Annotated in this window: 20 protein-coding genes; 12 read left to right on the top strand and 8 right to left on the bottom strand. The window is 65.1% G+C overall.

The features are described 5' to 3' along the window. Window positions 1-6 precede the first annotated feature (6 nt). The gene (locus tag MAB_RS15225) at window positions 7-411 is read right to left on the bottom strand and encodes a nitroreductase family deazaflavin-dependent oxidoreductase (protein ID WP_005111519.1); all 405 of its coding nucleotides are present in this window, start codon (window positions 409-411) and stop codon (window positions 7-9) included. Between the two features lie 41 nt (window positions 412-452). Next, window positions 453-1,313 (bottom strand): NAD(P)H-binding protein, encoded by an 861-nt coding sequence (locus MAB_RS15220; protein ID WP_005111517.1) that lies wholly within the window; start codon window positions 1,311-1,313, stop codon window positions 453-455. Between the two features lie 136 nt (window positions 1,314-1,449). Here MAB_RS15220 and sigI point away from each other — a divergent pair, with 136 nt between their 5' ends. After that, complete coding sequence (gene sigI / locus MAB_RS15215; RefSeq protein WP_005081941.1) at window positions 1,450-2,328, top strand: RNA polymerase sigma factor SigI; 879 nt, start codon at window positions 1,450-1,452, stop codon at window positions 2,326-2,328. A 1-nt stretch (window position 2,329) separates the two neighbouring features. On the opposite strand, the gene MAB_RS15210 is transcribed toward sigI, so the two are convergent. Then, window positions 2,330-2,992, bottom strand: a complete 663-nt coding sequence (locus MAB_RS15210) for an alpha/beta fold hydrolase (protein ID WP_005090213.1) — start codon at window positions 2,990-2,992, stop codon at window positions 2,330-2,332. 192 nt (window positions 2,993-3,184) lie between these two features. Between MAB_RS15210 and MAB_RS15205 the strand changes: the two genes are divergently transcribed. Together MAB_RS15205 and MAB_RS15200 are read left to right on the top strand one after the other, a co-directional pair. After that, window positions 3,185-3,556: an OB-fold nucleic acid binding domain-containing protein gene (locus tag MAB_RS15205; RefSeq protein WP_005057265.1), complete on the top strand. Its 372-nt coding sequence runs from the start codon at window positions 3,185-3,187 to the stop codon at window positions 3,554-3,556. Beyond that, a complete protein-coding gene (locus MAB_RS15200) occupies window positions 3,557-4,300 on the top strand; it encodes a DUF3159 domain-containing protein (protein ID WP_005111515.1) in 744 nt (247 codons plus the stop codon). A gap of 9 nt (window positions 4,301-4,309) precedes the next feature. Here the strand turns inward: MAB_RS15200 and MAB_RS15195 are convergent, their stop codons facing one another. Then, on the bottom strand, window positions 4,310-4,969 hold the full coding sequence (locus MAB_RS15195; RefSeq protein ID WP_005057268.1) for a potassium channel family protein: 660 nt from the start codon (window positions 4,967-4,969) through the stop codon (window positions 4,310-4,312). Next, entirely contained in the window at window positions 4,966-5,655 is a 690-nt protein-coding gene (locus tag MAB_RS15190) for a potassium channel family protein (RefSeq protein ID WP_005102352.1), read from the bottom strand. Before MAB_RS15190 ends, MAB_RS15195 begins: the two co-directional genes overlap by 4 nt. Before the next feature lie 120 nt (window positions 5,656-5,775). Between MAB_RS15190 and MAB_RS15185 the strand changes: the two genes are divergently transcribed. From MAB_RS15185 to dxs, 4 genes are all read left to right on the top strand, one after another. After that, on the top strand, window positions 5,776-7,770 hold the full coding sequence (locus tag MAB_RS15185; protein ID WP_005093687.1) for an APC family permease: 1,995 nt from the start codon (window positions 5,776-5,778) through the stop codon (window positions 7,768-7,770). Next, window positions 7,771-8,937, top strand: coding sequence for a class I SAM-dependent RNA methyltransferase (locus MAB_RS15180; RefSeq protein ID WP_005111514.1), 1,167 nt, complete (start codon window positions 7,771-7,773; stop codon window positions 8,935-8,937). A 99-nt stretch (window positions 8,938-9,036) separates the two neighbouring features. Further along, complete coding sequence (gene nhaA / locus MAB_RS15175) at window positions 9,037-10,362, top strand: Na+/H+ antiporter NhaA (RefSeq protein WP_005081951.1); 1,326 nt, start codon at window positions 9,037-9,039, stop codon at window positions 10,360-10,362. 21 nt (window positions 10,363-10,383) lie between these two features. Then, a complete protein-coding gene (gene dxs, locus MAB_RS15170; RefSeq protein WP_005081956.1) occupies window positions 10,384-12,309 on the top strand; it encodes a 1-deoxy-D-xylulose-5-phosphate synthase in 1,926 nt (641 codons plus the stop codon). Here dxs and MAB_RS15165 read toward each other — a convergent pair. From MAB_RS15165 to MAB_RS15155, 3 genes are read right to left on the bottom strand one after another with little or no spacing between them, the layout of a single operon-like run. Further along, window positions 12,306-12,995 carry a CatA-like O-acetyltransferase gene (locus MAB_RS15165; RefSeq protein ID WP_005081958.1) on the bottom strand — a complete coding sequence of 230 codons (690 nt, stop codon included), beginning with the start codon at window positions 12,993-12,995 and terminating at the stop codon, window positions 12,306-12,308. The genes dxs and MAB_RS15165 overlap by 4 nt on opposite strands. A 35-nt stretch (window positions 12,996-13,030) precedes the next feature. After that, the gene (locus MAB_RS15160) at window positions 13,031-14,233 is read right to left on the bottom strand and encodes an HRDC domain-containing protein (protein WP_005111512.1); all 1,203 of its coding nucleotides are present in this window, start codon (window positions 14,231-14,233) and stop codon (window positions 13,031-13,033) included. Between the two features lie 22 nt (window positions 14,234-14,255). Beyond that, on the bottom strand, window positions 14,256-14,837 hold the full coding sequence (locus MAB_RS15155) for a DUF3000 domain-containing protein (RefSeq protein ID WP_005057284.1): 582 nt from the start codon (window positions 14,835-14,837) through the stop codon (window positions 14,256-14,258). 79 nt (window positions 14,838-14,916) lie between these two features. Between MAB_RS15155 and hemE the strand changes: the two genes are divergently transcribed. The 5 genes from hemE (at window position 14,917) to MAB_RS15130 (ending at window position 21,672) form a co-directional block, all read left to right on the top strand. Continuing rightward, window positions 14,917-16,011, top strand: coding sequence for a uroporphyrinogen decarboxylase (gene hemE, locus MAB_RS15150; protein WP_050546855.1), 1,095 nt, complete (start codon window positions 14,917-14,919; stop codon window positions 16,009-16,011). Between the two features lie 16 nt (window positions 16,012-16,027). Then, window positions 16,028-17,404, top strand: a complete 1,377-nt coding sequence (locus tag MAB_RS15145) for a protoporphyrinogen oxidase (RefSeq protein WP_005111510.1) — start codon at window positions 16,028-16,030, stop codon at window positions 17,402-17,404. Next, a complete protein-coding gene (hemQ, locus tag MAB_RS15140) occupies window positions 17,397-18,092 on the top strand; it encodes a hydrogen peroxide-dependent heme synthase (protein ID WP_005057294.1) in 696 nt (231 codons plus the stop codon). The genes MAB_RS15145 and hemQ overlap by 8 nt, the downstream gene beginning before the upstream one ends. A 200-nt stretch (window positions 18,093-18,292) precedes the next feature. Next, window positions 18,293-19,471: a Cmx/CmrA family chloramphenicol efflux MFS transporter gene (locus MAB_RS15135; RefSeq protein WP_005111509.1), complete on the top strand. Its 1,179-nt coding sequence runs from the start codon at window positions 18,293-18,295 to the stop codon at window positions 19,469-19,471. Window positions 19,472-19,980: 509 nt separating this feature from the next. Beyond that, the gene (locus MAB_RS15130) at window positions 19,981-21,672 is read left to right on the top strand and encodes a hypothetical protein (protein WP_005090204.1); all 1,692 of its coding nucleotides are present in this window, start codon (window positions 19,981-19,983) and stop codon (window positions 21,670-21,672) included. The last annotated feature ends 233 nt before the right edge of the window (window positions 21,673-21,905 follow it).

The raw sequence follows: 21,905 nt of genomic DNA, 5'->3' as shown, positions 1-21,905 counted from the left end.
TCCCGCCTAGTCCGGATCGAACCGGAATACCGATAGCGTGCCGGCCAGGCCTTCGAACTCATCGGGAGTGCCCTGCCGAACAAGTCCCGCGCTCTTGGCGAACCGCACGCCCACGGGGACTTGCAGGGCGAACTCGCGAAGCACTCGTCGCGCCACGTGGGGCGGCACGGTGACGATCCTGATATGCCGGACCTTGTTGCCTTTGGTGAGCGTTCCGGAACCGGCCGCGGCGGCATTGCGGGCCCAATCCGAGCCGGGATAGCCGCCGACCGCGAACAGCTGACCGTCCACCTCGAAGGGTGTGATCGGTGTGGGACGAGGTTGACCGGTCTTTCGGCCGGGGACGGTCAGCACCATGGCCGGGCCGGTGGAGACGCCGAGGCGATGAAAGGCGCGCACCACTTTGTTCATTGGCTTGAGCCACCGTGGTGGTTGTGTGTTGGTCACGGTCGTCATCCCTTCTGCGCCGCGAACTCTGCGGGGGCGAATCGGGTCCGGAATCTGTTGGCCCAGGACGCGAACGTCTCGGCAGGGCGTCCGAGTATTCGGTCTACGTCATGGGTGACGATGGCGGGCTCGGTCACGGTGGCCGCCTGCATCGCCAGATACGCGTCGGCGAATCCGGCGGGAAACCCCAGGCGGCCGAAGCGCTGGCGCACGAGATCGTCGGAGACCTGTTGGTATTCCAGTGGCCTGCCCAGGACGTCGCCGAGCACTGCGACCAGGCCGGCGTTGGTGAAAGCCTGCGGGCCGGTCAGCGGGATGCGCTGGCCGAGGAGTTCGTCGGTGAGCAGGGCCCGCGCCGCGACCTCGGAGATGTCGCTGTCGGCGATCGGGGCTGCCGACGCCGCCGCGTGCGGTCCGCGGACCACATCGCCTGCCTGGAGCTGCGTGCCCCACATGCCCAGGAAGTTGGAGGCGAAGACCGTCGGACGCAGACTCACCCACTGAAGCCCGGAGCCGGCGGCGTACTGCTCTACTTCTTTGTTCCGGTCGCCACGGAACCGGGATGGCTGGCGCGAGAAGTCGTCGTCGCAGTTGATGGCGGAGAGCGCGACGAGGCGGGTAACTCCTTCCCGCGCGGATTGATTCACGAACCTGTCGAGATCTTCTCCCAGTGCGCGCGAATTCAGGAAAACTGCCGTGACTCCGTCCAGCCCAGCACGGGCCGACGCGACGGTGGCGACCTGTGGTGGAAAGCTCGCGCGTTCTGGATGCTGGGTGACCGCGCGGACGTCGGCCCCCGCCGCGACCAGTAGATCGACAAGAGGACGGCCCACATTGCCTGTAGCGCCGGTGACGAGAATTGTCATGACGGGTACTCCAATTCGGGAGGTTCGAGATGGTGTCCAGCTGGGTCTTTGGCCCACGCGAATACGACGGGGCGCGGGCCCGAAAAGTTACTGGCGGGACCGGTAACTTTCGGGGTCACGGAATCGTCGTAATGACATGAGCTCCTCGTCCACCCACGACGCGCTGGTGACCGCGGCTTGGCGCGAGCATTACCCGTACCTGGTGAACCTGGCCTATCAGATGCTCGGCGATATCGGCGACGCCGAGGACGCGGTCCAGGAGGCATTTGTGCGGCTGGCCCGGGCTGAGGAGACGGAGATTGACGAGCCACGTGCCTGGTTGTCGGTGGTGGTGGGCCGGTTGTGCCTGGATCAGCTGCGTTCGGCGCGTATGCGCCGTGAGCGGACAGGGGTCGCATCCGTGGTGGAATCCGCTGCCCCGCTGCATGTTCCGGCGGTTACCGATCCGGCGGATCGGGTTACGTTGGATGATGAGGTACGCGGTGCCCTGTTGGAGGTGTTGCGCTCGCTGAGCCCCGGTGAGCGGGTGGCGTTCGTCCTACATGACGTGTTCGCAGTGCCGTTCGAGGAGATCGCGTCGACGGTGGGCCGCCCGGTGGGAACCTGCCGCCAGCTCGCCCGCCGAGCCCGGACCCGATTCCAGCAGTCCGCGGCACGCTCCACCGATGTCACCGGCGCCGAGCATCAGCAGCTGATCGAAAAATTCGTCACCGCATGTGCCCAAGGCGATCTGACCGGGTTGATGGCGGTACTAGATCCCGGGGTCTGGGGGGTGGGCACCATCCTCGGAGATCCCGCCCCGCCGCCGCAGGTGAATCGCGGGCGCACCGATGTCGCCACCAACCTGCTCGTCTACCTGGGTCCCGGCGCCACCCTGGTGGGCGGCCCCTTCGGGCAGCCGGTGCTGCTGGCCTTCACCCAGCGCAGGCTCTTCGCGGTGGTTACCCTCACGGTGCGCGAAGGCCTGGTGCTCAAGATCGAAGCCACCGCCGATCCGGCGGCCCGCGGACGGTGACTCAGATATCGGCCAGTGCTGCGATACACGCCCGTCCCAGACAGGCCGGGTCTGCGCCGAGCTGATCCAGCGTGAAGGTACGCAGCGCCGCCCGTGGGGCCCAGGCCGCCCAGTCGCGGCCGACCTCCAGCGGATGGATCGGGTCATCGGTGGCTGCTGCCACGGCCATCGGCACGCTCAGCGCGCGGATCTCGGCGGCCGACGGGTTCACGAATGCCGACACCTCTTCCATTGCGTGGGGCAGGCCCGGCCACTGCACGGCCCATGAGCGCGTCAGCTCGGCGGCAAGCCACGCGGGGCTGCTGGCCTGCATCGCCGCGGTCACCGCGGCCAGCCCGTCGGAGCGCAAAGATTCGGCGGTAACCCGTGCCGACACGGAAGCCGGCGAGTTTTCCGGCGCCCCGGTCCACGCGGGCATCGCCGCCAACACTGCCACCGTCGCCTCCGGGTTCTGCAACGCCCACGTCAGGGCGACTGCGGTACCGATGGAGACCCCGCCGACCACGATGGGTCCCAGCTGAGCAGCTTGATTCAGCGCCCGCCGATACCCATTGACCAGGTCATCGGGCTCCGGGCGTACCGCGATCAGGGTCGCCCCCACCTGCGTGAGGGCGGGGCCGAAGGCCCGATTGATGAAGTCGTCGTCGGAGCCGGTGCCCGGCATGAGAACAGCCCTGTGGCCACCAAGTTTCGGCGATGAGCCGCCCGCGCGGAGGGCATTGATGGACGTCACGCACCTGATTTTGCCCGGTGTGCGGAACACCCAGGGGGTCGCCTGGCATCGCGGCGCGCGAAGGTCTACCGTGGCGGATGCACAGATCAACCGATTGCGCATGTTGAGAGGCCAGGACTGGAAGTGGCTACCACCGGCGGTTATCTGCGTCGACTTACCCGTCGACTGACAGAGGACCTGGAGCAAGTAGACGCCGAGAAAATCGGCGACGACGCCGCCGCCACCGGTGCTCAGCGCGTCATCGATTGTCAACGCGGCCAAGAAGTCACCATGTGCGGCACACTGCGTACCGTCGAAACCAATTCCAAGGGCTGTGTGGCCGGCGTGAAGGCGGAGCTGTTCGACGGCACCGACACCGTGATGCTGGTCTGGCTGGGGCAGCGGCGTATCCCGGGCATCGAATCGGGCCGCACCCTGCTCGTGCGTGGCCGCCTCGGCAAGCTCGAGAACGGCGGCAAGGTGATTCACAACCCGTACTACGAAATTCAGCGCTAAGTGCCAGAAACCCCATCGCACGAGCCCGACGGCTCGGGTGGATTAGACGCGCACGAGGGCCCGCATCTGAAAATCAGCGTGCCCGGGACCAAACCTGAGGAGCCGGGCAGCTCGCCGCTGCACGAGATGTGGCACCAGGCTGGGGGTTGGCAGGGCATCGTCTATTCGTCGATCCCGGTGATCGTCTTCGTGGTCGCGGTCAGTGTCTCCTCGCTCATCCCCGCCATCATTTCGGCGCTGGTTGCCGCGACACTCGTGCTGATCTGGCGGTTGGTGCGGCGTGAATCGGTGCAGCCGGCCGTCTCGGGATTCATCAGTGTCGGGATCAGTGCGCTGATCGCTTACCTGTTGGGAGAAGCCAAGGGCTACTTCCTGATTGGTATCTGGGCCAACTTCTTCTGGGGCACGGTGTTCTTGGTGTCGGTCATCATCCGCCGCCCGATTGTCGGCTATGCGTACAGCTGGGCGACCGGGGGCGATATGTCCTGGCGCGGCAATCGGCGCATCGTGACCGCCTTCGACATCGCGACGGTGTCCTGGATCGTGCTGTTCGCTGTCAGATTCGTTGTCCAGGAGTGGCTGTACCTCGCCGGAAACACGGCGTGGCTCGGTGGCGCCAAGATCGCCATGGGCTGGCCGCTGACGGCCGTCGGCGCCCTGGTCACTCTGTTGGTGATCCGGTACGTGCGCCGTCACACCGACCAGGCCGAAGATCGGGCGCCCGAGTCCGAGCCCCCCGCCTGATCCGGGCCACTATTCGGGTAGCACGGCCCGGTGCAGCTCGTCCTCGATATCGGCGGTGGCCACCAGAATCAGCTCGTCACCGCCCTCAAGGGGCTCGTCGGGCTGAGCGGCGATGACGCGTGAGCCGCGCAGAATCGCCACCAGCACCGCGTCACGGGGCAGTTCCAGCTTACGTACCGGTTTACCGCCCCAGGGGGTGTCGTCGGGCAGGGTGATCTCCACCAGATTGGCCTGTCCCTTGCGGAACTCCATGAGCCGCACCACGTCACCGACGGCGACCGCCTCTTCGACAAGGGAGGCCAGCATGCGCGGTGTCGACACCGCGACATCGACGCCCCACGCGTCGTCGAACAACCACTCATTGCGGGGGTCGTTCACACGCGCCACCACACGAGCCACCGCGAATTCGGTTTTGGCCAGCAGACTTAGCACCAGGTTGGCCTTGTCGTCGCCGGTCGCCGCGATCACCACATCAAAGGTGTGTAGCTCCTCGGCCTCCAGCAGGCTGATCTCACAGGCATCGCCCAGCCGCCACTGCGCTTCGGGCACCGCCTCCGGATCGATGTGGTCCGGGTTGCGCTCCAGCAGCGTGACTTCGTGACGGCTCTCGATGAGCTCGCGTGCGATCGAGCGCCCCACGGCGCCGGCCCCTCCGATGGCGACCTTCATCGGGCACCTCCGTGGTCATCGTCGGCGTCCTCGCCGGGCGGCTGCGCGGCGATGGCCATCGCCTCGGCGGCACGTCCCGAAACCGCGGAGACGTAGACCTCGTCGCTGTCCTGGATCACCGTCTTGGCGTCGGGCAGCACGCCGGTGCCGAACCGGATGATGAAGGCCGCCCGCGCACCGGTGGCGGCCTCGAGTGCGGTGACGCGCTTGCCAATCCAGTCTTCATGCAGGGCGAGTTCGGTGACGACGACGGAACCTGACGGGTCGCGCCACTTGGTGGTGTCGCTTTCGCGCGTGAGGGCGTGCAGCAGACGGTCGGTGGTCCAGGGCACGGTCGCGACCGTCGGGATGCCGAGTCGCTCGTACACCGCGGCACGCTTGGCGTCGTAGATGCGCGCCACCACGCGCTCGACACCGAAGGTTTCGCGGGCCGCCCGGGCCGAGATGATGTTCGAGTTGTCGCCGGAGGACACCGCGGCGAACGCCTGGGCCCGCTCGATTCCGGCCCGTAAGAGAACGTCGCGATCAAAACCCATGCCGACAATGCGTTCGCCGGTGAATTCGGGGCCGAGCCGGTTGAACGCGGCGGCTTCCTTGTCGATGATCGCCACCTCATGGCCGATTCTGGCCAGGCCGCCGGCCAGCGCGGCGCCCACGCGCCCGCAGCCCATCACCACTACTCGCACCGGTTGACCTTTCTGGATACGGCTTCGTCGCAATAGTTGGACGCCGCGTCGCGGCACCCGACACAGCGATGTCAAGTGAGACCGTACCGCGATTGCTCGCGTGGCCTAGTGTTGGCGTTCGTGTCTACGCTTTCCAAGCTGTCGACGGCGGCACGGCGCCTGGTAATCGGCCGGCCATTCCGTAGTGACAGCCTTGGCCATACCCTGCTGCCGAAGCGCATCGCGCTACCGGTTTTCGCCTCGGACGCGTTGTCCTCGGTGGCGTACGCGCCCGAGGAAATCTTCTTGGTGCTGTCCGTCGCTGGGATGTCCGCCTACGCGATGACGCCGTGGATCGGCCTCGCGGTCGCCGCCGTAATGATGGTGGTGGTCGCGAGCTATCGGCAGAACGTGCACGCCTATCCGTCGGGTGGCGGTGACTATGAGGTGGTCACCACCAACTTGGGTCCCACCGCCGGGCTGACGGTCGGCAGTGCCCTGCTGGTGGATTACGTGTTGACCGTTGCCGTTTCCATGTCGTCGGCCATGTCGAACATCGGATCGGCCATTCCGCTGGTCGCACAGCACAAGGTCACCTTTGCCGTCGCCGCCATTGTGATCCTGATGTCGATGAACCTGCGCGGTGTGCGTGAATCGGGCGCCGCGTTCGCCATCCCCACCTACGCCTTCATGATCGGCATGTACCTGATGCTCGGCTGGGGGCTTTTCCAGATCTATGTGCTCGGTACCCCGTTGCGGGCGGAATCGGCATCGTTCGAGATGCACGGCGAGGGCAACGGCATCCTGGGCTTCGCGCTGGTCTTTCTTGTCGCGCGGGCCTTCTCGTCGGGATGTGCGGCGCTGACGGGTGTGGAGGCGATCAGTAACGGTGTGCCCGCCTTCCGGAAGCCCAAGTCGCGCAACGCGGCCACCACATTGCTTCTGCTGGGTGGCATCGCCATCACGCTGTTCATGGGCATCATCCTGCTGGCCGAACGCACCGGCGCGAAGATCGCCGAGGACCCTACGCGGCAGCTGTCGGGCGCACCCGCCGACTACCACCAGAAGACCCTGGTCGCGCAGTTGGCCGAGGCCGTATTCGGGGATTTCCGGATCGGCTTCCTGTTCATCACTGTGGTGACGGCCCTGATCTTGGTACTGGCCGCGAACACCGCCTTCAATGGTTTCCCGGTGCTCGGGTCGATTCTGGCGCAGGACCGCTACCTGCCGCGCCAGCTACACACCCGCGGCGACCGCCTCGCGTTCTCCAACGGCATCATCTTCCTGTCGGCCGTGGCGATCCTGTTCGTGGTGGCGTTCAAGGCCGAAGTGACAGCCCTCATTCAGCTGTATATCGTCGGCGTCTTCGTGTCCTTCACCCTGAGTCAGATCGGTATGGTGCGGCACTGGACTCGGTTGCTCAAGACCGAGACCGATCCGGCCGTGCGCCGCAAGATGATGCGCTCACGCGTCATCAACACCATAGGTTTCATCATGACCGGCACGGTGCTGCTCGTGGTCCTGGTCACCAAATTCCTTGCCGGAGCGTGGATCGCGATCTTGGCTATGGGTCTGCTGTTCGTGCTGATGAAGATGATCCACAAGCACTACAACACGGTGGCCCGTGAGCTGGACAACCACGAGGGAGAGGTCGTGCTGCCCAGCCGCACGCACGCCGTCGTGCTCGTCTCGAAGGTGCACCAGCCCACGCTGCGTGCCCTCGCATATGCGCGCGCCACGCGCCCAGATGTCCTGGAAGCCGTCACCGTCAGCGTGGACGACCGCGATACCCGCGAGCTGGTGCGCGAATGGGAGACAAGCGATATCAGCACGCCGTTGAAGGTGATCGCGTCCCCGTACCGCGAAATCACCCGGCCTATCCTGGATTACGTCAAGCGCATCAGTAAGGAAGCGCCACGCACGGTCGTCTGCATATTCATCCCCGAATACGTGGTGGGCCACTGGTGGGAGCAGGTGCTGCACAATCAGAGTGCGCTACGACTCAAGGGACGTCTGTTGTTTGTGCCCAATGTCATGGTCACATCCGTTCCCTGGCAACTCGATTCGTCTGAACGTCGGCGTGAACTGGACAGACAGTCCGCACCGGGCGACTCGCGGCGCGGTTTCGACTCGTAAATGACCATCGGCGACATTCTGGAGGTGCACACCGGCGGCGCCGCCAACGGGGGCAGCGTGGTGGCCAGGCATGACGGGCGCGTCATCTTCGTCAGGGACGCGCTCCCCGGCGAGCGGGTGCGCGTACAGATCACCGACGATCGTCAGGCCAGCTTCTGGCATGGCGCCGCCGTCGAGGTCCTGGACCCGTCGCCGCACCGCATCGAACCACTGTGTCCGATCGCCCACAGCGCCGTGGGATCGGGCTGCTGCGATCTGTCTTTCGCTGATCCGGTGTACGTGCGCGAGCTCAAGGGCGATGTGGTGAGTCAGCAGCTGGCACGACTCGGTAAGTACGAGTGGCAGGGGGTGGCGCAGCCGTTGGGGGCCGGTGACCCCACCGGGTGGCGCACTCGGGTGCGCCTGGATGTGAATGCCTTGGGCCAGCCCGGTTTTCATCGGTATCACAGTGACGAATTAGTGACAGACCTGCGTTGTGCCCAAGTGGTTCCGGGCCTTCTCGACGGATTGGATCAGCCCGAGCTCGGTTCCGAAGGGCCGTTGCACGCCGTCATGGACGATCAGGGTCGCCGACATGTGTTGCGCGGGAGCACGATTGTCGAGGGTGAGGATGTCGCGGTCCAGAAGGTGGGGGACCGGCACTGGTTGGTTCCCGTTACGGCGTTCTGGCAGGCCCACCGCGACGCGGCCGGCACCTACAGCCGGTTGGTCTCTGACTGGGCGGAGCTGGAACCGGGCATGAGCGCCTGGGACTTGTACGGCGGCGTCGGCGTTTTCGCTGCCGCACTAGGGGAGGCGGTGGGACGTACGGGACATGTTGTGAGCGTGGATACCTCGCGCCCGGCGTTCCGTAGTGCCAAGAGCGCACTAGGCGATCTGCGCCAGGTCACCATGATCTGCGGGTCGGTGCGCCACGCCATACGCGACCTGGGTGAGGCCGATGTCGCGGTGCTGGACCCGCCCCGGGCGGGTGCCGGACGTGAGGTCATCGGAAAGGTCGCCGCGGCGAATGTATCCAGGGTGATCCATATCGGCTGTGAGGCAGCAGCATTCGCGCGCGATGTGGGCCTGTATCTAGAGCGTGGATATCGGGTGCGTGAGCTGCGGGTGTTCGATGCCTTCCCGCTGACTCATCACATCGAGAGCTTCGCGCTGCTCACCCGATAGACAGCGACCGGTGTAAAGATCTTATAAAGTAGCTCTCAGGTGTGCCGGGAAGTCTGGTCGGCGGTACTGAACCCTGCCTGAAAGAACGGACACCGACTCATGCGATTGAGCCAGCGCGTCTTCACCCGCGGATCATGGGCGGAGTCGTCGCGTGTCGCTGAGATCCTTCGCAAGGAGACCGTCGGTGGTGTCCTGTTGGTGGTGGCGGCAGTGGCCGCGCTGTTGTGGGCCAATTCGCCGTGGAGCTCGTGGTATTACCGGCTGGGTGCCATCACCGTCGGGCCGGAGCAGTTGCACCTGCATCTGACCCTGGCCGGCTGGGCCACCGACGGGCTGCTGGCGATCTTCTTCTTCGTGGTGGGAGTGGAACTCAAACGCGAATTCGTCGCCGGGGATCTGCGCGACCCCGGTCGCGCCGCGCTGCCGATCGTCGCGGCCGTGGGCGGCATGCTGGTCCCCGCCGCCATCTATCTGGCGGTCAACGCCTCCGGAGGTGGCGCGGCGATGCGCGGCTGGGCGATTCCCACGGCCACCGACATCGCCTTCGCACTCGCTGTGCTCGCGGTGATTTCTACGCACCTGCCCACGGCGCTGCGTACCTTTTTGCTCACCCTGGCGGTGGTGGACGATCTGCTGGCGGTCATCGTGATCGCGGTCTTCTATACCGATGAGCTGCATTGGGGGCCGTTGGGACTGGCGCTGGTACCGCTGGGGTTGTTCGCGCTGGCGGTGCAGCGTCGGCGTCGGGAGTGGTGGTTGCTGGTGCCGCTGGCGGTGGCCACCTGGGCACTGGTGCACGCCTCCGGTGTGCACGCGACGGTGGCGGGGGTGCTGCTGGGCTTCACGGTCCCGGTGTTGAGGCGCGACGGCCGCACCGATGCGCACGGTATGGCCGAGCAATTCGAGCACCGGCTGCGGCCGTTGTCGGCAGGTGTCGCGGTACCGGTCTTCGCGTTCTTCGCCGCTGGCGTCACGCTGGGCGGTTTCGCTGGGCTCGGGCAGGCCCTGCTGGATCCGGTGGCGCTCGGCGTGGTCCTGGGGTTGTTGGTGGGCAAACCGGTGGGAGTCTTCCTCACCACCTACCTGTTGGCGCGGTTTACCCGCGCCAGCCTCGACGATGACCTGAGTTGGCTGGATATTGCCGGAGTGGCGCTGCTCGCCGGAATCGGTTTCACGGTGTCCCTGCTCATCGGCGAACTGGCGTTCGGAGCCGCCGAGTCGGCGACATCCGGCGTGGGCGCGGAGACCGCGTCGCATGTCAAGGTCGGGGTGCTCGCCGGATCGTTGACCTCGGCGGCGGTGGCATCGGTCGTGCTGCGGTTGCGTAACCGGGTGTATCAGCGCATCGAGGCCAAGGAGACTCTTGACGCCGATCACGACGGGGTACCCGATGTTTTTGGCTCTGCTCCAGGCGACCGGATCTAAATCGCTGCGTAGACTGGCCAGATGCTTGACGACATCAGGGGGCCGGGTGACCTGCAGGGTCTCTCGAAGCGAGAACTGGACTTGCTCGCTGACGAGATCCGCGAGTTCCTGATCCATAAGGTCGCCGCGACCGGTGGGCATCTTGGCCCCAACCTGGGTGTTGTCGAGCTGAGTCTGGCACTGCATCGGGTTTTCGAGTCGCCGTACGACCCGATCATCTTTGACACCGGGCATCAGGCCTACGTCCACAAGATTCTGACCGGCCGGGCCGGAGACTTCGACACCTTGCGCCAAAAGGACGGTCTGTCGGGATATCCGTCACGGGCCGAGAGCGAACACGACTGGGTGGAATCGAGCCACGCGTCGACGGCGCTGTCCTACGCCGACGGACTTGCCAAGGCGTTCGAGCTGACGGGGCAGCGACGGCGCCATGTCGTCGCGGTGGTCGGCGACGGTGCCATGACCGGAGGCATGTGCTGGGAGGCCCTCAACAACATCGCCGCCGCCGAGCATCGGCGCATCATCATCGTCGTCAACGACAATGGGCGTAGCTACGCGCCGACCATCGGCGGGCTCGCCTCGCATCTGGCGGGGCTGCGGCTCACCCCTTCCTACGAGAAGGTCCTCGACGAGAGCAAGAAGCTGCTGCGTGGCATGCCGGTCGTGGGTCCGCTGGCCTACGCCCTGATGCACAGCCTCAAGGTCGGGGTGAAGGATGCGGTGTCGCCGCAGGTGATGTTCACCGACCTGGGGCTGAAATATGTCGGTCCGGTTGACGGTCATGATGAGCACGCTGTGGAGGATGCTCTGCGCCGTGCCCGTGGCTACGGCGGTCCGGTGATCGTGCACGTGATCACTCGCAAGGGCATGGGATACGCCCCCGCCGAGGACGACGAGGCCGAGCAGATGCATTCCACCGGCATTATCGACCCGAAAACCGGTCGGGCTATTAAGGCTTCGGCTCCGGGTTGGACTTCGGTGTTCTCCGATGCGCTCATCGATGTGGCCAGTGAGCATCGCAATATCGTGGCGATCACCGCGGCCATGCCGGGCCCGACCGGGCTCAGTAAGTTCGGTGAGCGCTTCCCCGATCGGCTGTTCGACGTCGGTATTGCCGAGCAACATGCCGTCACCTCCGCGGCCGGGCTCGCCATGGGCGGTTTGCATCCCGTGGTCGCGATCTACTCCACGTTCCTGAACCGCGCGTTTGATCAGGTGATGATGGATGTCGCGCTGCACCGGCTTCCCGTGACCTTCGTGCTGGACCGCGCGGGAATCACCGGCAGCGACGGGGCCAGCCACAACGGTATGTGGGATTTGTCGATCCTGAATGTGGTGCCCGGAATGCGGGTCGCGGCGCCGCGCGATGCTTCGCGGCTGCGCGAGGAGCTGACTGAAGCCCTGGCCGTCGATGACGGTCCGACCGCCTTGCGTTTCCCGAAAGGTGAAGTCGGGGAGGATATCCCGGCAATCGAGCGACGTGATGGGGTAGACATCCTGGCCCGTCCGGCCAGTGGTTTACATGCCGACGTGCTACTGGTGGCGGTCGGGTCGTTCGCGTCGACAGCCTTGGCGACAGCGGACAGGCTCGGCAAGCAGGGGATCGGCGTTACGGTCGTCGATCCGCGGTGGGTGCTGCCGGTACCGCCGCATGTGGTGGAACTGGCCGGCCAACATCGTCTGGTGGTCACCCTGGAGGACAGCGGCGTGCACGGCGGCGCCGGCAGCGCGGTAACGGCGGCGATGCAGGATGCCGATGTCGATATCCCGAGCCGGGATATCGGTGTGCCGCAGCAGTTCCTGGAGCATGCGTCGCGTGGTCAGGTTCTCGAAGAGCTCGGTCTCACCGATCAGCACATCGCCCGCAAGATCACCGGCTGGGTGGCCGCGATGAGCCGCGAAATCGGAGACAGCACCGTGAACCCCGCCGCGCAGCAGGTCGACTAGTCCCGGACCCAATCCGGATCGGCGATGATTTGGCGGAGCTCCTCGACCAAGCGTGCGCTGTGATAGCCATCGGCGGCCGCGTGATGAATCTGTAGGGCTAGCGGCATCATGGTTCGGCCTTCTTGTTCGTAGAACTTGCCGATGGTGAAGATGGGCGCCAGGTGTGCCCAGCCTGGGGCGATGGTGAGTGTGAAGCCGGTAAAGCGTGTCCAGGGGATGCTCGAGATATCGAACACGTTGCGTGGACGTGGCGCACCCTGTGGGAAAAGTGTTGAAGCATTACGATATTCGCTCAGCAGCTCGGCGGCCTCGGAATGAAAAGCGTCGAAATCAGGTGTGTAGCGCGCACTGATACCGGCGAAGGTCTCGCGATCGGGGTTGAAGACCGTGAATGCCGGGTCCACCACGTCCCACACCCCTGGGTTGCCCTGATCGTCCAGTGCCATACGGAATTCCGGGTGACGATTCACCACGGTGGCCAATGCCCAAATCTGCGTGGGATACGTCTTGCGACCGGATGCGTCCACCGCCGCCCTCAGATTCGTGATATCCAAGTCCACCGTCATCGAGTAGTAGGTGGGGCAGCGATCCAGATAGTGTTCGAACCATTCTCGTCGCGGCCACTGCTGCAGATCGAGGGGTTCGAAGGTCGCCATGACCACCAGCAGAGCGTGTTCGGCGGGCACGCGCAACCGAGTTTTGACCGGCGGCGCAGAGGGCGCTAGTCCGCCAGCGCTTCGGTCAGGAGGGGGACGGTCAGCTGCCGCTGCCAGGGACGTGCGCCGTGGCCCGCCAGTTGTTCGTCGACATCACCGTGTCCGTCCCAGTCCCAGCAGATCCGCCGCACGATCTCCGGAGTGACAATGTTCTCCACGGGCACCGAAATCTGTTCAGAGAGCGCCGCTAAGGCCGTTCTCGCGGCTTCCAGACGAGCGTAGGCCTCGGGTTTGCGCCGCGACCACCGCGACACCGGTGGGGGCCCGGTGGTCGGCTCGTTGACCGGTGGAGGCGCGGTACCGCTACGCGCCTTGGCCAGCGCGGCCAGCCAACGGTCGGCCTGCTGCTTCTGGCGGGGACCGCCGAAGACGGGGAGCGCGATCAGCTCGGCGCGTGTCTTGGGGTCAGCCAGCGCCGCTTCCACGATCGCCGAATCGGGCAGAGTACGGCCGGGTGCTACGTCGCGTGCACGCGCCAATTCGTCACGGCTGAGCCATAATTCACGAACCGCTGCCAATTGTCCGGGCTTTCGTACCTTGTGAATCCCGGAGGTACGGCGCCAATTGTCCCGACGGGTCGCGGGTACCGGGGTGTGCGCCAGATGCTCGAACTCCTGCCGCGCCCACTCGGTCTTGCCCTGCTCGGCGAGTACTTCGGCGATCTTGTCGCGCAACTCGACGAGCACCTCGACATCCAATGCCGCGTAGTTCAGCCAGTCGTCGGGTAGGGGCCGTTTGGACCAGTCGGCGGCGCCATGGCCCTTGGCCAGACCCAACCCCAGCAGCCGGTGCACCATGGAGGCCAGGTTCACCTTCTCGAATCCGGCCAGGCGCCCGGCCAATTCGGTGTCATAGAGCGACGGTGGTTTCATAGCCAACTCGGCCAGGCAGGGTAGGTCCTGGTCGGCGGCATGCAAAATCCACTCGTCGGCGCCCAGCGCGTCCACAATCGGCCCGAGGGAGCCCGGAACATTCGTCGGATCCAGCAGCACGGTCCCCGCGCCGCGCCGGCGGATCTGGATCAGATAAGCCCGGTTGGAGTAGCGGAATCCCGAGGCCCGCTCGGCATCGACGGCGAACGGCCCGGTTCCGGAGATCAAACGTTGTGCTGCCGCGCGAATTTCGTCGGTCGACGCGGTGATCGGCGGCACCCCTTCGGCGGGGCGCAGCAGCGGTGTTGGCTCGGGAAGCTCGGAGTCGGTATCCATATCTGAGTCAGCAGCGTATGCGCTAAGCGCGGTGGCGCGAACCCAGATCCGTCACACCCACCGGCGGCAGGCCCGCCGCATGCTCCAGTACTTCACAGAACGCCTCGACGTGGGTACCGATATCGGTGCCGGTCGCGGTCCAGGACGCGCGTAGCTCCAACTGGTGGGCACGTCCCGGGCCGGCGATATCGCCGTACCGGACCGAGGTGGTTGCGGTCACGGTGCCGCCCAGCGCTGTCACGTCCGCGGTGCGCGAGTTGATCGCGTCCACGAGCCAGCTCCACGCGACCTCCGGTAGCAACGGATCGACGGCCTCGGAGGCATCCAGATCGGCCTGGATATAGGCGACCAGCCGCATGGTGCCGTTCCATGCCTCATCGCCGTCGGGGTCGTGCAGCAGGATTAGCCTGCCAAATGCATCGCCCTCGGATTGTTCGGGCACGTTATCGGTATCGCGGTGTTTGATCTCGGCGCCGAGTGCATAGCTGAACGGAGCCAGCCGTTGCGGGGGACGAATAGTGCCCAGCTCGATTTCCGGACGCGCGGTCACGGAGTTCATCGCGTCGACCGCCGCGCGGAACGGGGCTGGTTCGGCAGACGTCACAGCAATGGACGGTAGCGCGCCGGGCCGACATGCTCCCGCAGGCGCGCCGTGCGAAGCCGTCATGGCAGCATGGGCTGTGATGACCGGATTGAACGAAGATAGCGCCACGGCGGCGCAAACCACTTCGAAAACGCGGCGTGACCTGCCTCTTTCGCCCTATTTGGTGGCTGCCGCGGGCGGGGTGCCCAGCCACCCGCCGGTGTGGTTCATGCGGCAAGCCGGACGTTCGCTGCCGGAGTACCGGGCGGTGCGAGCCGATCACGCCATGCTGGACGCTTGTTTTAACCCCGAACTGGTTTGCGAGATCACACTGCAGCCGATCCGTCGGCACCGTGTGGATGCCGCCATTCTCTTCTCGGACATCGTGGTGCCACTCAAGGCCGCCGGAATCGACCTGGACATCGTTCCGGATGTCGGGCCCGTGATCGCCAACCCGGTGCGCACCACCGCGGATGTGGCGGCGCTGCCGCGGCTGGAGCCCGGACAGGTCGAGGCCGTCAGCGCCGCGGTGCGGCTACTGGTCGGCGAGCTCGGCGCCACCCCGCTGATCGGCTTCGCCGGTGCGCCCTTCACATTGGCTTCCTACCTCGTGGAGGGCGGCCCGAGCCGTCACCATCAGCGCACCAAGGCCCTGCTGCTGGGCGATCCGCAGACCTGGCATGCGTTGATGACGGCGTTGACCGACATCACCATCGCGTTTCTGCGGGCGCAGCTCGACGCGGGAGTGGACGCGCTGCAGTTGTTCGACTCGTGGGCGGGCGCACTGTCCCTGGCCGATTACCGCGCTGCGGTGTTGCCGCACAGCACAAGGATTTTCCAGGAGTTCGCGGGAGTCGGTGTGCCGATGACGCACTTCGGGGTGGGCACCGCCGAGCTGCTGGGGGCGATGGGGGAGGCCGGCGCCACGGTGGTGGGGGTGGACTGGCGCACCCCGCTGAATGTCGCGGCGAGCCGAGTTGGTTCCGGAAAAGCCTTGCAGGGCAACCTCGATCCTGCCGTGCTGTTGGCGGGATGGCCGGTAGTGGAGAGTGAAGTTCGCCGTATCGTCGCCGAGGGACGCCAGGCGGTGGCTGACGGCGCCGCCGGGCATATCTTCAATCTGGGGCATGGCGTGCTGCCGGATACCGATCCGGCGGTACTGACCGATGCGGCGGCGCTGGTGCATTCGTTGTGATGTGTGAGCTGGCCAAGTGACGCCGCAGCCGTCGGGTTCTCCCTCCATTGCCATTGTGGGGGGCGGTATTTCGGGCCTGACGGCGGCATATCGGCTCCGCCGCGAACTTGGTGATGACGCCCGCATCAGCCTCTACGACCCGGCCGGGCAGTTGGGCGGCATCCTGCGCACCATCACCCTGGGTGAACACCGGATCGACATCGGCGCCGAGGCCTTCATCACCCGGCGCCCGGAGGTTCTCGACCTGCTGGATGAACTGGGGCTGGCCGACCGCACGCTCGACACCACCGGCGCGCGGCCGCTGATCTACGCCGGCGGCGGCTTGCATCCGCTGCCCGCGAGGACGGTGAACGGCATTCCGGCTTCGGCGTCGTCGGTGGTGGGGCTCGTCGACGAGGAAACCGTTGCCCGCATCGACAGTGAACCCCAGCGCGACATGCATTGGACCGTCGGAGCCGAACCGACCGTCGCTGACCTTGTCGCCCTGCGATTCGGGCCGCAGGTCGTCGCCCGGCTGGTCGATCCGTTGCTCGGTGGCGTGTATGCGGGCTCGGCCGCGACGACGGGTCTGCGTACGGCAGCCCCCGGCATTGCCCGGGCACTCGACGAGGGAGCGGGCAGTCTGTTGGCCGCGGCCCGGCAGGCGTTGCCACCGATCTCCGACAGCGGCATTTTCGGTGCTGTTGACGGCGGCTATGCAGTGCTGGTGGAGGAGCTCTGGAGCCGTGCGCGGGCCGAACATGTGCAGGTCGCGGTGACCGGCATCGAACGTGACGGCGCGGGCTGGGCGGTCACTGGCGAGGGCGGACTGACGGACGCCGTCGATGCCGTCATCGTGGCGGTGCCGGCACCCCGCGCGGCCGCAATTCTTGAGGCGGTGGCCCCTGAGTCGGCGGCCGCCGCACGCACCATCCCGGTGGCCTCGTCGGTCGTCGTGGCGCTGACGCTGCCCGGCGACGCCCCGATACCCGCCAATTCGGGGGTGCTCGTCGCGTCGGGAGAAGCCTTGCATACCAAGGCCATAACGTTCTCGACCAGTAAGTGGGGGTTGCGCGGGCGGAGTACCCAGGTGGTGCGACTTTCCTATGGACGCTTCGGTGACACGGTGGCGCGCGCTACCACCGACGAGCAGCTGCGACACTGGGCCGTTGCCGATCTGGAGGCGGTGTTGGGCGCCGGCATCGTCCCGGTCAACTCGGCGGTGGCCCGCTGGATCGATGCCATGCCGCAGTACGGGCCGGGCCACGCTGAAGTCGTCGACGCCATCCGTTCCGGATTGCCGTCCGGAATCGCGGTGGCCGGCTCGTACCTGGATGGGATAGGGGTGCCGGCTTGTGTGGCCTCCGCCTCGCAAGCCGCGCAGGCCAGCGTGGCACGATGGAGGCATGGCTAGCCTCGATTTCGACACCCTCAACTCCACCATCCGCTACCTGATGTTCTCGGTGTTCCAGGTACGCGACGGAGGTCTGGGCGACGACCGTGACGGCGTCGCCGATGAGGTGGCCACTCTGATCAAACGGCACGAGGATGACGGCGTGGTGGTGCGCGGCATCTACGACGTGGCCGGCCTGCGCGCCGATGCGGACTTCATGATCTGGTCGCATGCCGAATCGATCGAGCAGCTGCAGGCGCTGTACAGCGATTTCCGGCGCACCACGAGCCTGGGCCGGGCCAGCACTCCCGTGTGGAGCAACGCGGCCCTGCACCGGCCCGCCGAGTTCAACAAGAGCCACATCCCGGCCTTCCTTGCAGGGGAGGAACCCGGCGCCTACATCTGCGTGTATCCCTTTGTGCGGTCTTACGATTGGTACTTGCTGCCCGACGAGGAGCGGCGCAAGATGCTCGCCGATCACGGCATCGCCGCCCGGGCCTACAAGGATGTGCGCGCCAACACGGTGCCGGCGTTCGCGCTCGGCGACTACGAGTGGCTGCTGGCGTTCGAGGCCCCGGAGCTGTACCGCATCGTGGACCTGATGCGCGATCTACGCGCCACCGAGGCGCGCCTGCACGTGCGCGAAGAGACGCCATTCTTCACCGGCCCGAGGATCTCGCCCGAGGAGCTCGTCGCGCGCCTCCCGTAGTCGCCGACACGCCGTGACATGCCGAGACACGCCCGCAGGACGCGGCGTGTCGACGGGTTAGTATGGGCGCCAACCATTGCGGTGGTTGTCTTTGCCGTTCTGCGACGTTGACCTTTCGGTCCGTCTGAACAAGTAGCAGCCGAACCAATCCCAGATGCTTTGCCGTCCCTATTCGGCCTACTCATCTGCACGGAGTTGTTGTGACACTGCCTATCTACGCGCTCACCTTGGCCATATTCGCCCAGGGCTGTTCGGAATTCATGTTCGCCGGGCTCATCACCGAGGTGGGTGACGACTTTGGTGTCTCGCTGGCTGCGGCGGGAACGCTGACGTCAGCGTTTGCCGTTGGCATCATCGTCGGTGCTCCACTGATGGCTCTTATCAGTGGTCGTTGGCCCCGGCGCCGGGCGCTCGTGTTGTTCTTGTCGGTCTTTATCGCAGCGCACATCGTGGGCGCGACGGCCGCGAGCTTTCCGTTGCTGTTGATCGTTCGTGTGGTTTCGGCGGTCGCTAACGCCGGATTCCTGGCAGTGGCGCTGACGACAGCGATGTCCATTACGGGTCCACGCGCGAAGGGGCGCACCACAGCGTTGCTGCTCAGTGGCATAACAATCGCCTGTGTCGCAGGAGTACCCGGCGGCGCGGCGCTCGGCTACTTCTGGGGATGGCGTGCGGCGCTGTGGGCGGTGGTGCTGGTATCGGTGCCGGCGCTCGCGGCGATCATGTACGCACTACCAGTCGGACGGCCGGTGACCGGCTTACCGGACGGAATTGGTGAATTGCGGACGCTTCGGAACCGACGGCTGCAGATAACGCTGGCCGCGGGAGTTCTGTGCAACGCAGCAACCTTTTGTGCCTTTACCTATCTGGCTCCCGTCTCGGTGCAGGTCACCTCGTTGAGTCCGGCGTGGACTCCGGCGCTCCTGGCACTCTTTGGGTGTGGCTCGTTTGTCGGCGTCCACGCCACGGGCAGACTCGCCGACTCACACGCCAACCTGGTAGCCGGTGGGGGCGGAGTGTTGCTGCTGGCGGGCTGGATCGCGTTCGCGGGCACGGCGGCTCACGACTGGCTTTTCGTCACGCTCGTGTTCGCACTGGGCGCGTTGTCGTTCGGCGTCGGCTCGACCCTGTTTTCGCAGGGGCTGTACGCCGCGAGTGATGCGCCCATGCTGGGCAGCTCGCTCACCACCGCTGCCTTCAACGTCGGTACCGTCATCGGCCCGTCGCTGGGAGGGGCGTCGATACACACCCCGCTGGGCTACCGAGGACCGCTATGGGTCAGTGTGATGTTGGCGGCGCTGGCGCTCGTGGTCACGCTGTGCGGGCTGCAGGCACGACGCCGAACTAGGAGGGCTGTAACGTCAGCGAGATCGAGTTGATGAGACAGGCGAGGTAGCGCTTTTCAACTATTGGCGTGAGCGGTCAGTCCCGTGACGGAGTCGTTGAGCCCATGCCTTGGAGGATATTTCGCGGATTTCGGCGGGATCGCCCCTGCGGTCCCGAGTGGGTCGGTGAAGTTGGAGCGCGGTCTCCATCTCGAGACGGCGCGAGGTCACCGATGTACGCGGTGGCGAACTTATCGCGCCGTGAGTGTGCCATGCGCTCGTTGTACGCCGGGGTGCCGAAACTGACTAGCGATCTGGCCGGAACGTCGAGATCTGGCGAATACGTGCGAACATGCCGACCGTGAGGTGATGTCTCACGACTGAGGTTGCTCCAAGATCGCGGTGCTGGTCCGAGGTCTGCATGTTGCGTCTACCAGCGCGATGTAGGACCAAAGCGGAATGGCAAACTTAATAGCTGGGGTTTTATCGACATGGCAACCATTTGTATGCAATGATCTGTCCAGGGGCGCGGTCAGCGTCAGCTGAAAGGGGCGGTTGTATCCATGGTCATGAAGGATCGTTGGGCGATGTCTGCGGGTTTGCGGCGGGCATCGGCGCTGGCGGCGATTGTCGCCATGGCTGTCGGCGGAGCGAAGGTTGTCGATGACCACACCCTTCCTGGTAGTGGCTTTTCGGCCGTCGCGACCGTAGCCGCGGACCCAACGGGGCCCACGGGCGGGGGGATGGGCCCTGGGGGTATGAACGGCTCTCAGTTCCAGCCACCGCAAATGCCCAGCTCGATGCCTGATTACCAGGGTGGCAACAACCAGCCGCCGCTGGATCAAAACAATGGCATCTCGATATACAACAGCGGTAGTCCGCAAGCGCCCCAACAGGTTCCAGGTCAGCAGGCCGGGCAGCAGCCCCAACAGGCGCAGCAGCCCGCTCATGGGACGCAGATACCTGACTACCAAACCGCGACTCCCTACACTCAGGGGCCCGGTAAGCCGAATCCTGATTACCAGGCACCGCAACAGAATTCGCCACAACAGCCGCAACAGGGCCAACAGCCGCAACAGCAACAGCCGAACCAACAGCAGCCGCAGAACAAGCAGGACGATACGACGCAGCAGTTGGATCAGCAGCAGCAACAGCGTCAGCAGCAGTGTCAGTCTGCGGCCGAGTATTACGGCATTGCTCAGCAGATGCTTAGTTTCATGGCTTCTGCGGCGGGCGGTGCCGGGTCGTTGTTCCAACAGCCCAGCCGCAAAGTTGGCCCCGGCGACGAATGTAACTGCGCACCTGAACAGGCCGGACCGCAAGACTCCGAGCCGTCGCAGGAGCCTTCTAACCAATCTGTATCGGATCGGAAAGTCAACTGCGAAGCGCCCCGGCAGACAGCCACGGGTGACGACTTGGACTTCAGCATCCCGAACACAGGCCGCAATCTAGGTGGGGATCCGGGCAAGATCGGGGAGCATCCGAAGCTTGACGGTGCGGACAATCCGCTCAATCCGCAGTTTCTTCCCAAGGACCAGCGTCCAATCCCGACTGGGACAGCTCTAGGACCGCAAGGTAAGCAATATGCGTTCTACAGCACGCCCAAATACCACAATCCCGACGGGACTCTCAACGAGCACTATGTGACGCCGAACTCCGCCATCGTCGATCTTGCTCATCCCGACAAGATCATCGGCAACTCACCGTTGGCACAAACCAGCGGAGCATTTGATCCTAAGACAAACACCATGCTCTTAGCAGGGAACACGTCGGCAGATCCGGATACGACCGGTCGTGCGTTGTATCAATCTGCGCCGATCGACCCCAAGAACCCTAATAGCTGGATCAACGGCCCCTTTACGTATATCGGACCGCTGTTATCTGGAAGTCGGGAGAGTCAACTCATTGCTCTTGGCGCCAAGGGAGAAGATGGCTTCTTCTTCGCCGAGTCATCTGCAGGTCGGTCCGCTACGGGCGTCTTGGCGTCGACAGCCAAGGAACTCACTGAGAAAACTGTGGGCGATGTCCTGGTAGAAAACGTTGTCAGTAATATCGGGGGTGTGGATGGGGTGTACGCGCCGACCATCACAAAACAGGGCCTGGATTCTGCTACCAAGATGGGTAGTCTGGAGCTGAAAGTTAGCCAGTTCTGGGACCCCGCCTGGATGGCTGCTAACCGTGAAGCTGTTAACAACGGCACGGCGAAGGTGCCCTACAGTCCACGTATATACACGACTAACTGCACGATTCAATAGGAGAGCGTGATTATGAAGACACGAGTTTCATACGCATCTGCTGCATTTCTTGCACTAGCTATTTCGGCATGCTCTCAGTCCAATATTGCTTCTGCTGAACCGCCAGGATTCCCTGATCTCAATGGTTTCTCAGAGGCGCCGGTAGCGTCGTACACGATGGGCTGGGACAGAGGCTCAAAGACCATCGGGTTTTCAACGGCAAACGGTGTTGACTGCAATTTTGGCGCGCCTAA

The sequence above is a fragment of the Mycobacteroides abscessus ATCC 19977 genome, from assembly GCF_000069185.1.
Classification (GTDB): domain Bacteria; phylum Actinomycetota; class Actinomycetes; order Mycobacteriales; family Mycobacteriaceae; genus Mycobacterium; species Mycobacterium abscessus.
This window is presented reverse-complemented; position numbering and strand designations above follow the sequence as displayed.

Coding starts and splice junctions, on each gene's coding strand:
- MAB_RS15225 (WP_005111519.1), bottom strand. CDS start 411: ATGAACAAAGTGGTGCGCGCCTTTCATCGCCTCGGCGTCTCCACCGGC.
- MAB_RS15220 (WP_005111517.1), bottom strand. CDS start 1,313: ATGACAATTCTCGTCACCGGCGCTACAGGCAATGTGGGCCGTCCTCTT.
- sigI (WP_005081941.1), top strand. CDS start 1,450: ATGAGCTCCTCGTCCACCCACGACGCGCTGGTGACCGCGGCTTGGCGC.
- MAB_RS15210 (WP_005090213.1), bottom strand. CDS start 2,992: ATGCCGGGCACCGGCTCCGACGACGACTTCATCAATCGGGCCTTCGGC.
- MAB_RS15195 (WP_005057268.1), bottom strand. CDS start 4,969: ATGAAGGTCGCCATCGGAGGGGCCGGCGCCGTGGGGCGCTCGATCGCA.
- MAB_RS15180 (WP_005111514.1), top strand. CDS start 7,771: ATGACCATCGGCGACATTCTGGAGGTGCACACCGGCGGCGCCGCCAAC.
- nhaA (WP_005081951.1), top strand. CDS start 9,037: ATGCGATTGAGCCAGCGCGTCTTCACCCGCGGATCATGGGCGGAGTCG.
- dxs (WP_005081956.1), top strand. CDS start 10,384: ATGCTTGACGACATCAGGGGGCCGGGTGACCTGCAGGGTCTCTCGAAG.
- MAB_RS15160 (WP_005111512.1), bottom strand. CDS start 14,233: ATGGATACCGACTCCGAGCTTCCCGAGCCAACACCGCTGCTGCGCCCC.
- hemE (WP_050546855.1), top strand. CDS start 14,917: ATGACCGGATTGAACGAAGATAGCGCCACGGCGGCGCAAACCACTTCG.
- hemQ (WP_005057294.1), top strand. CDS start 17,397: ATGGCTAGCCTCGATTTCGACACCCTCAACTCCACCATCCGCTACCTG.
- MAB_RS15130 (WP_005090204.1), top strand. CDS start 19,981: ATGGTCATGAAGGATCGTTGGGCGATGTCTGCGGGTTTGCGGCGGGCA.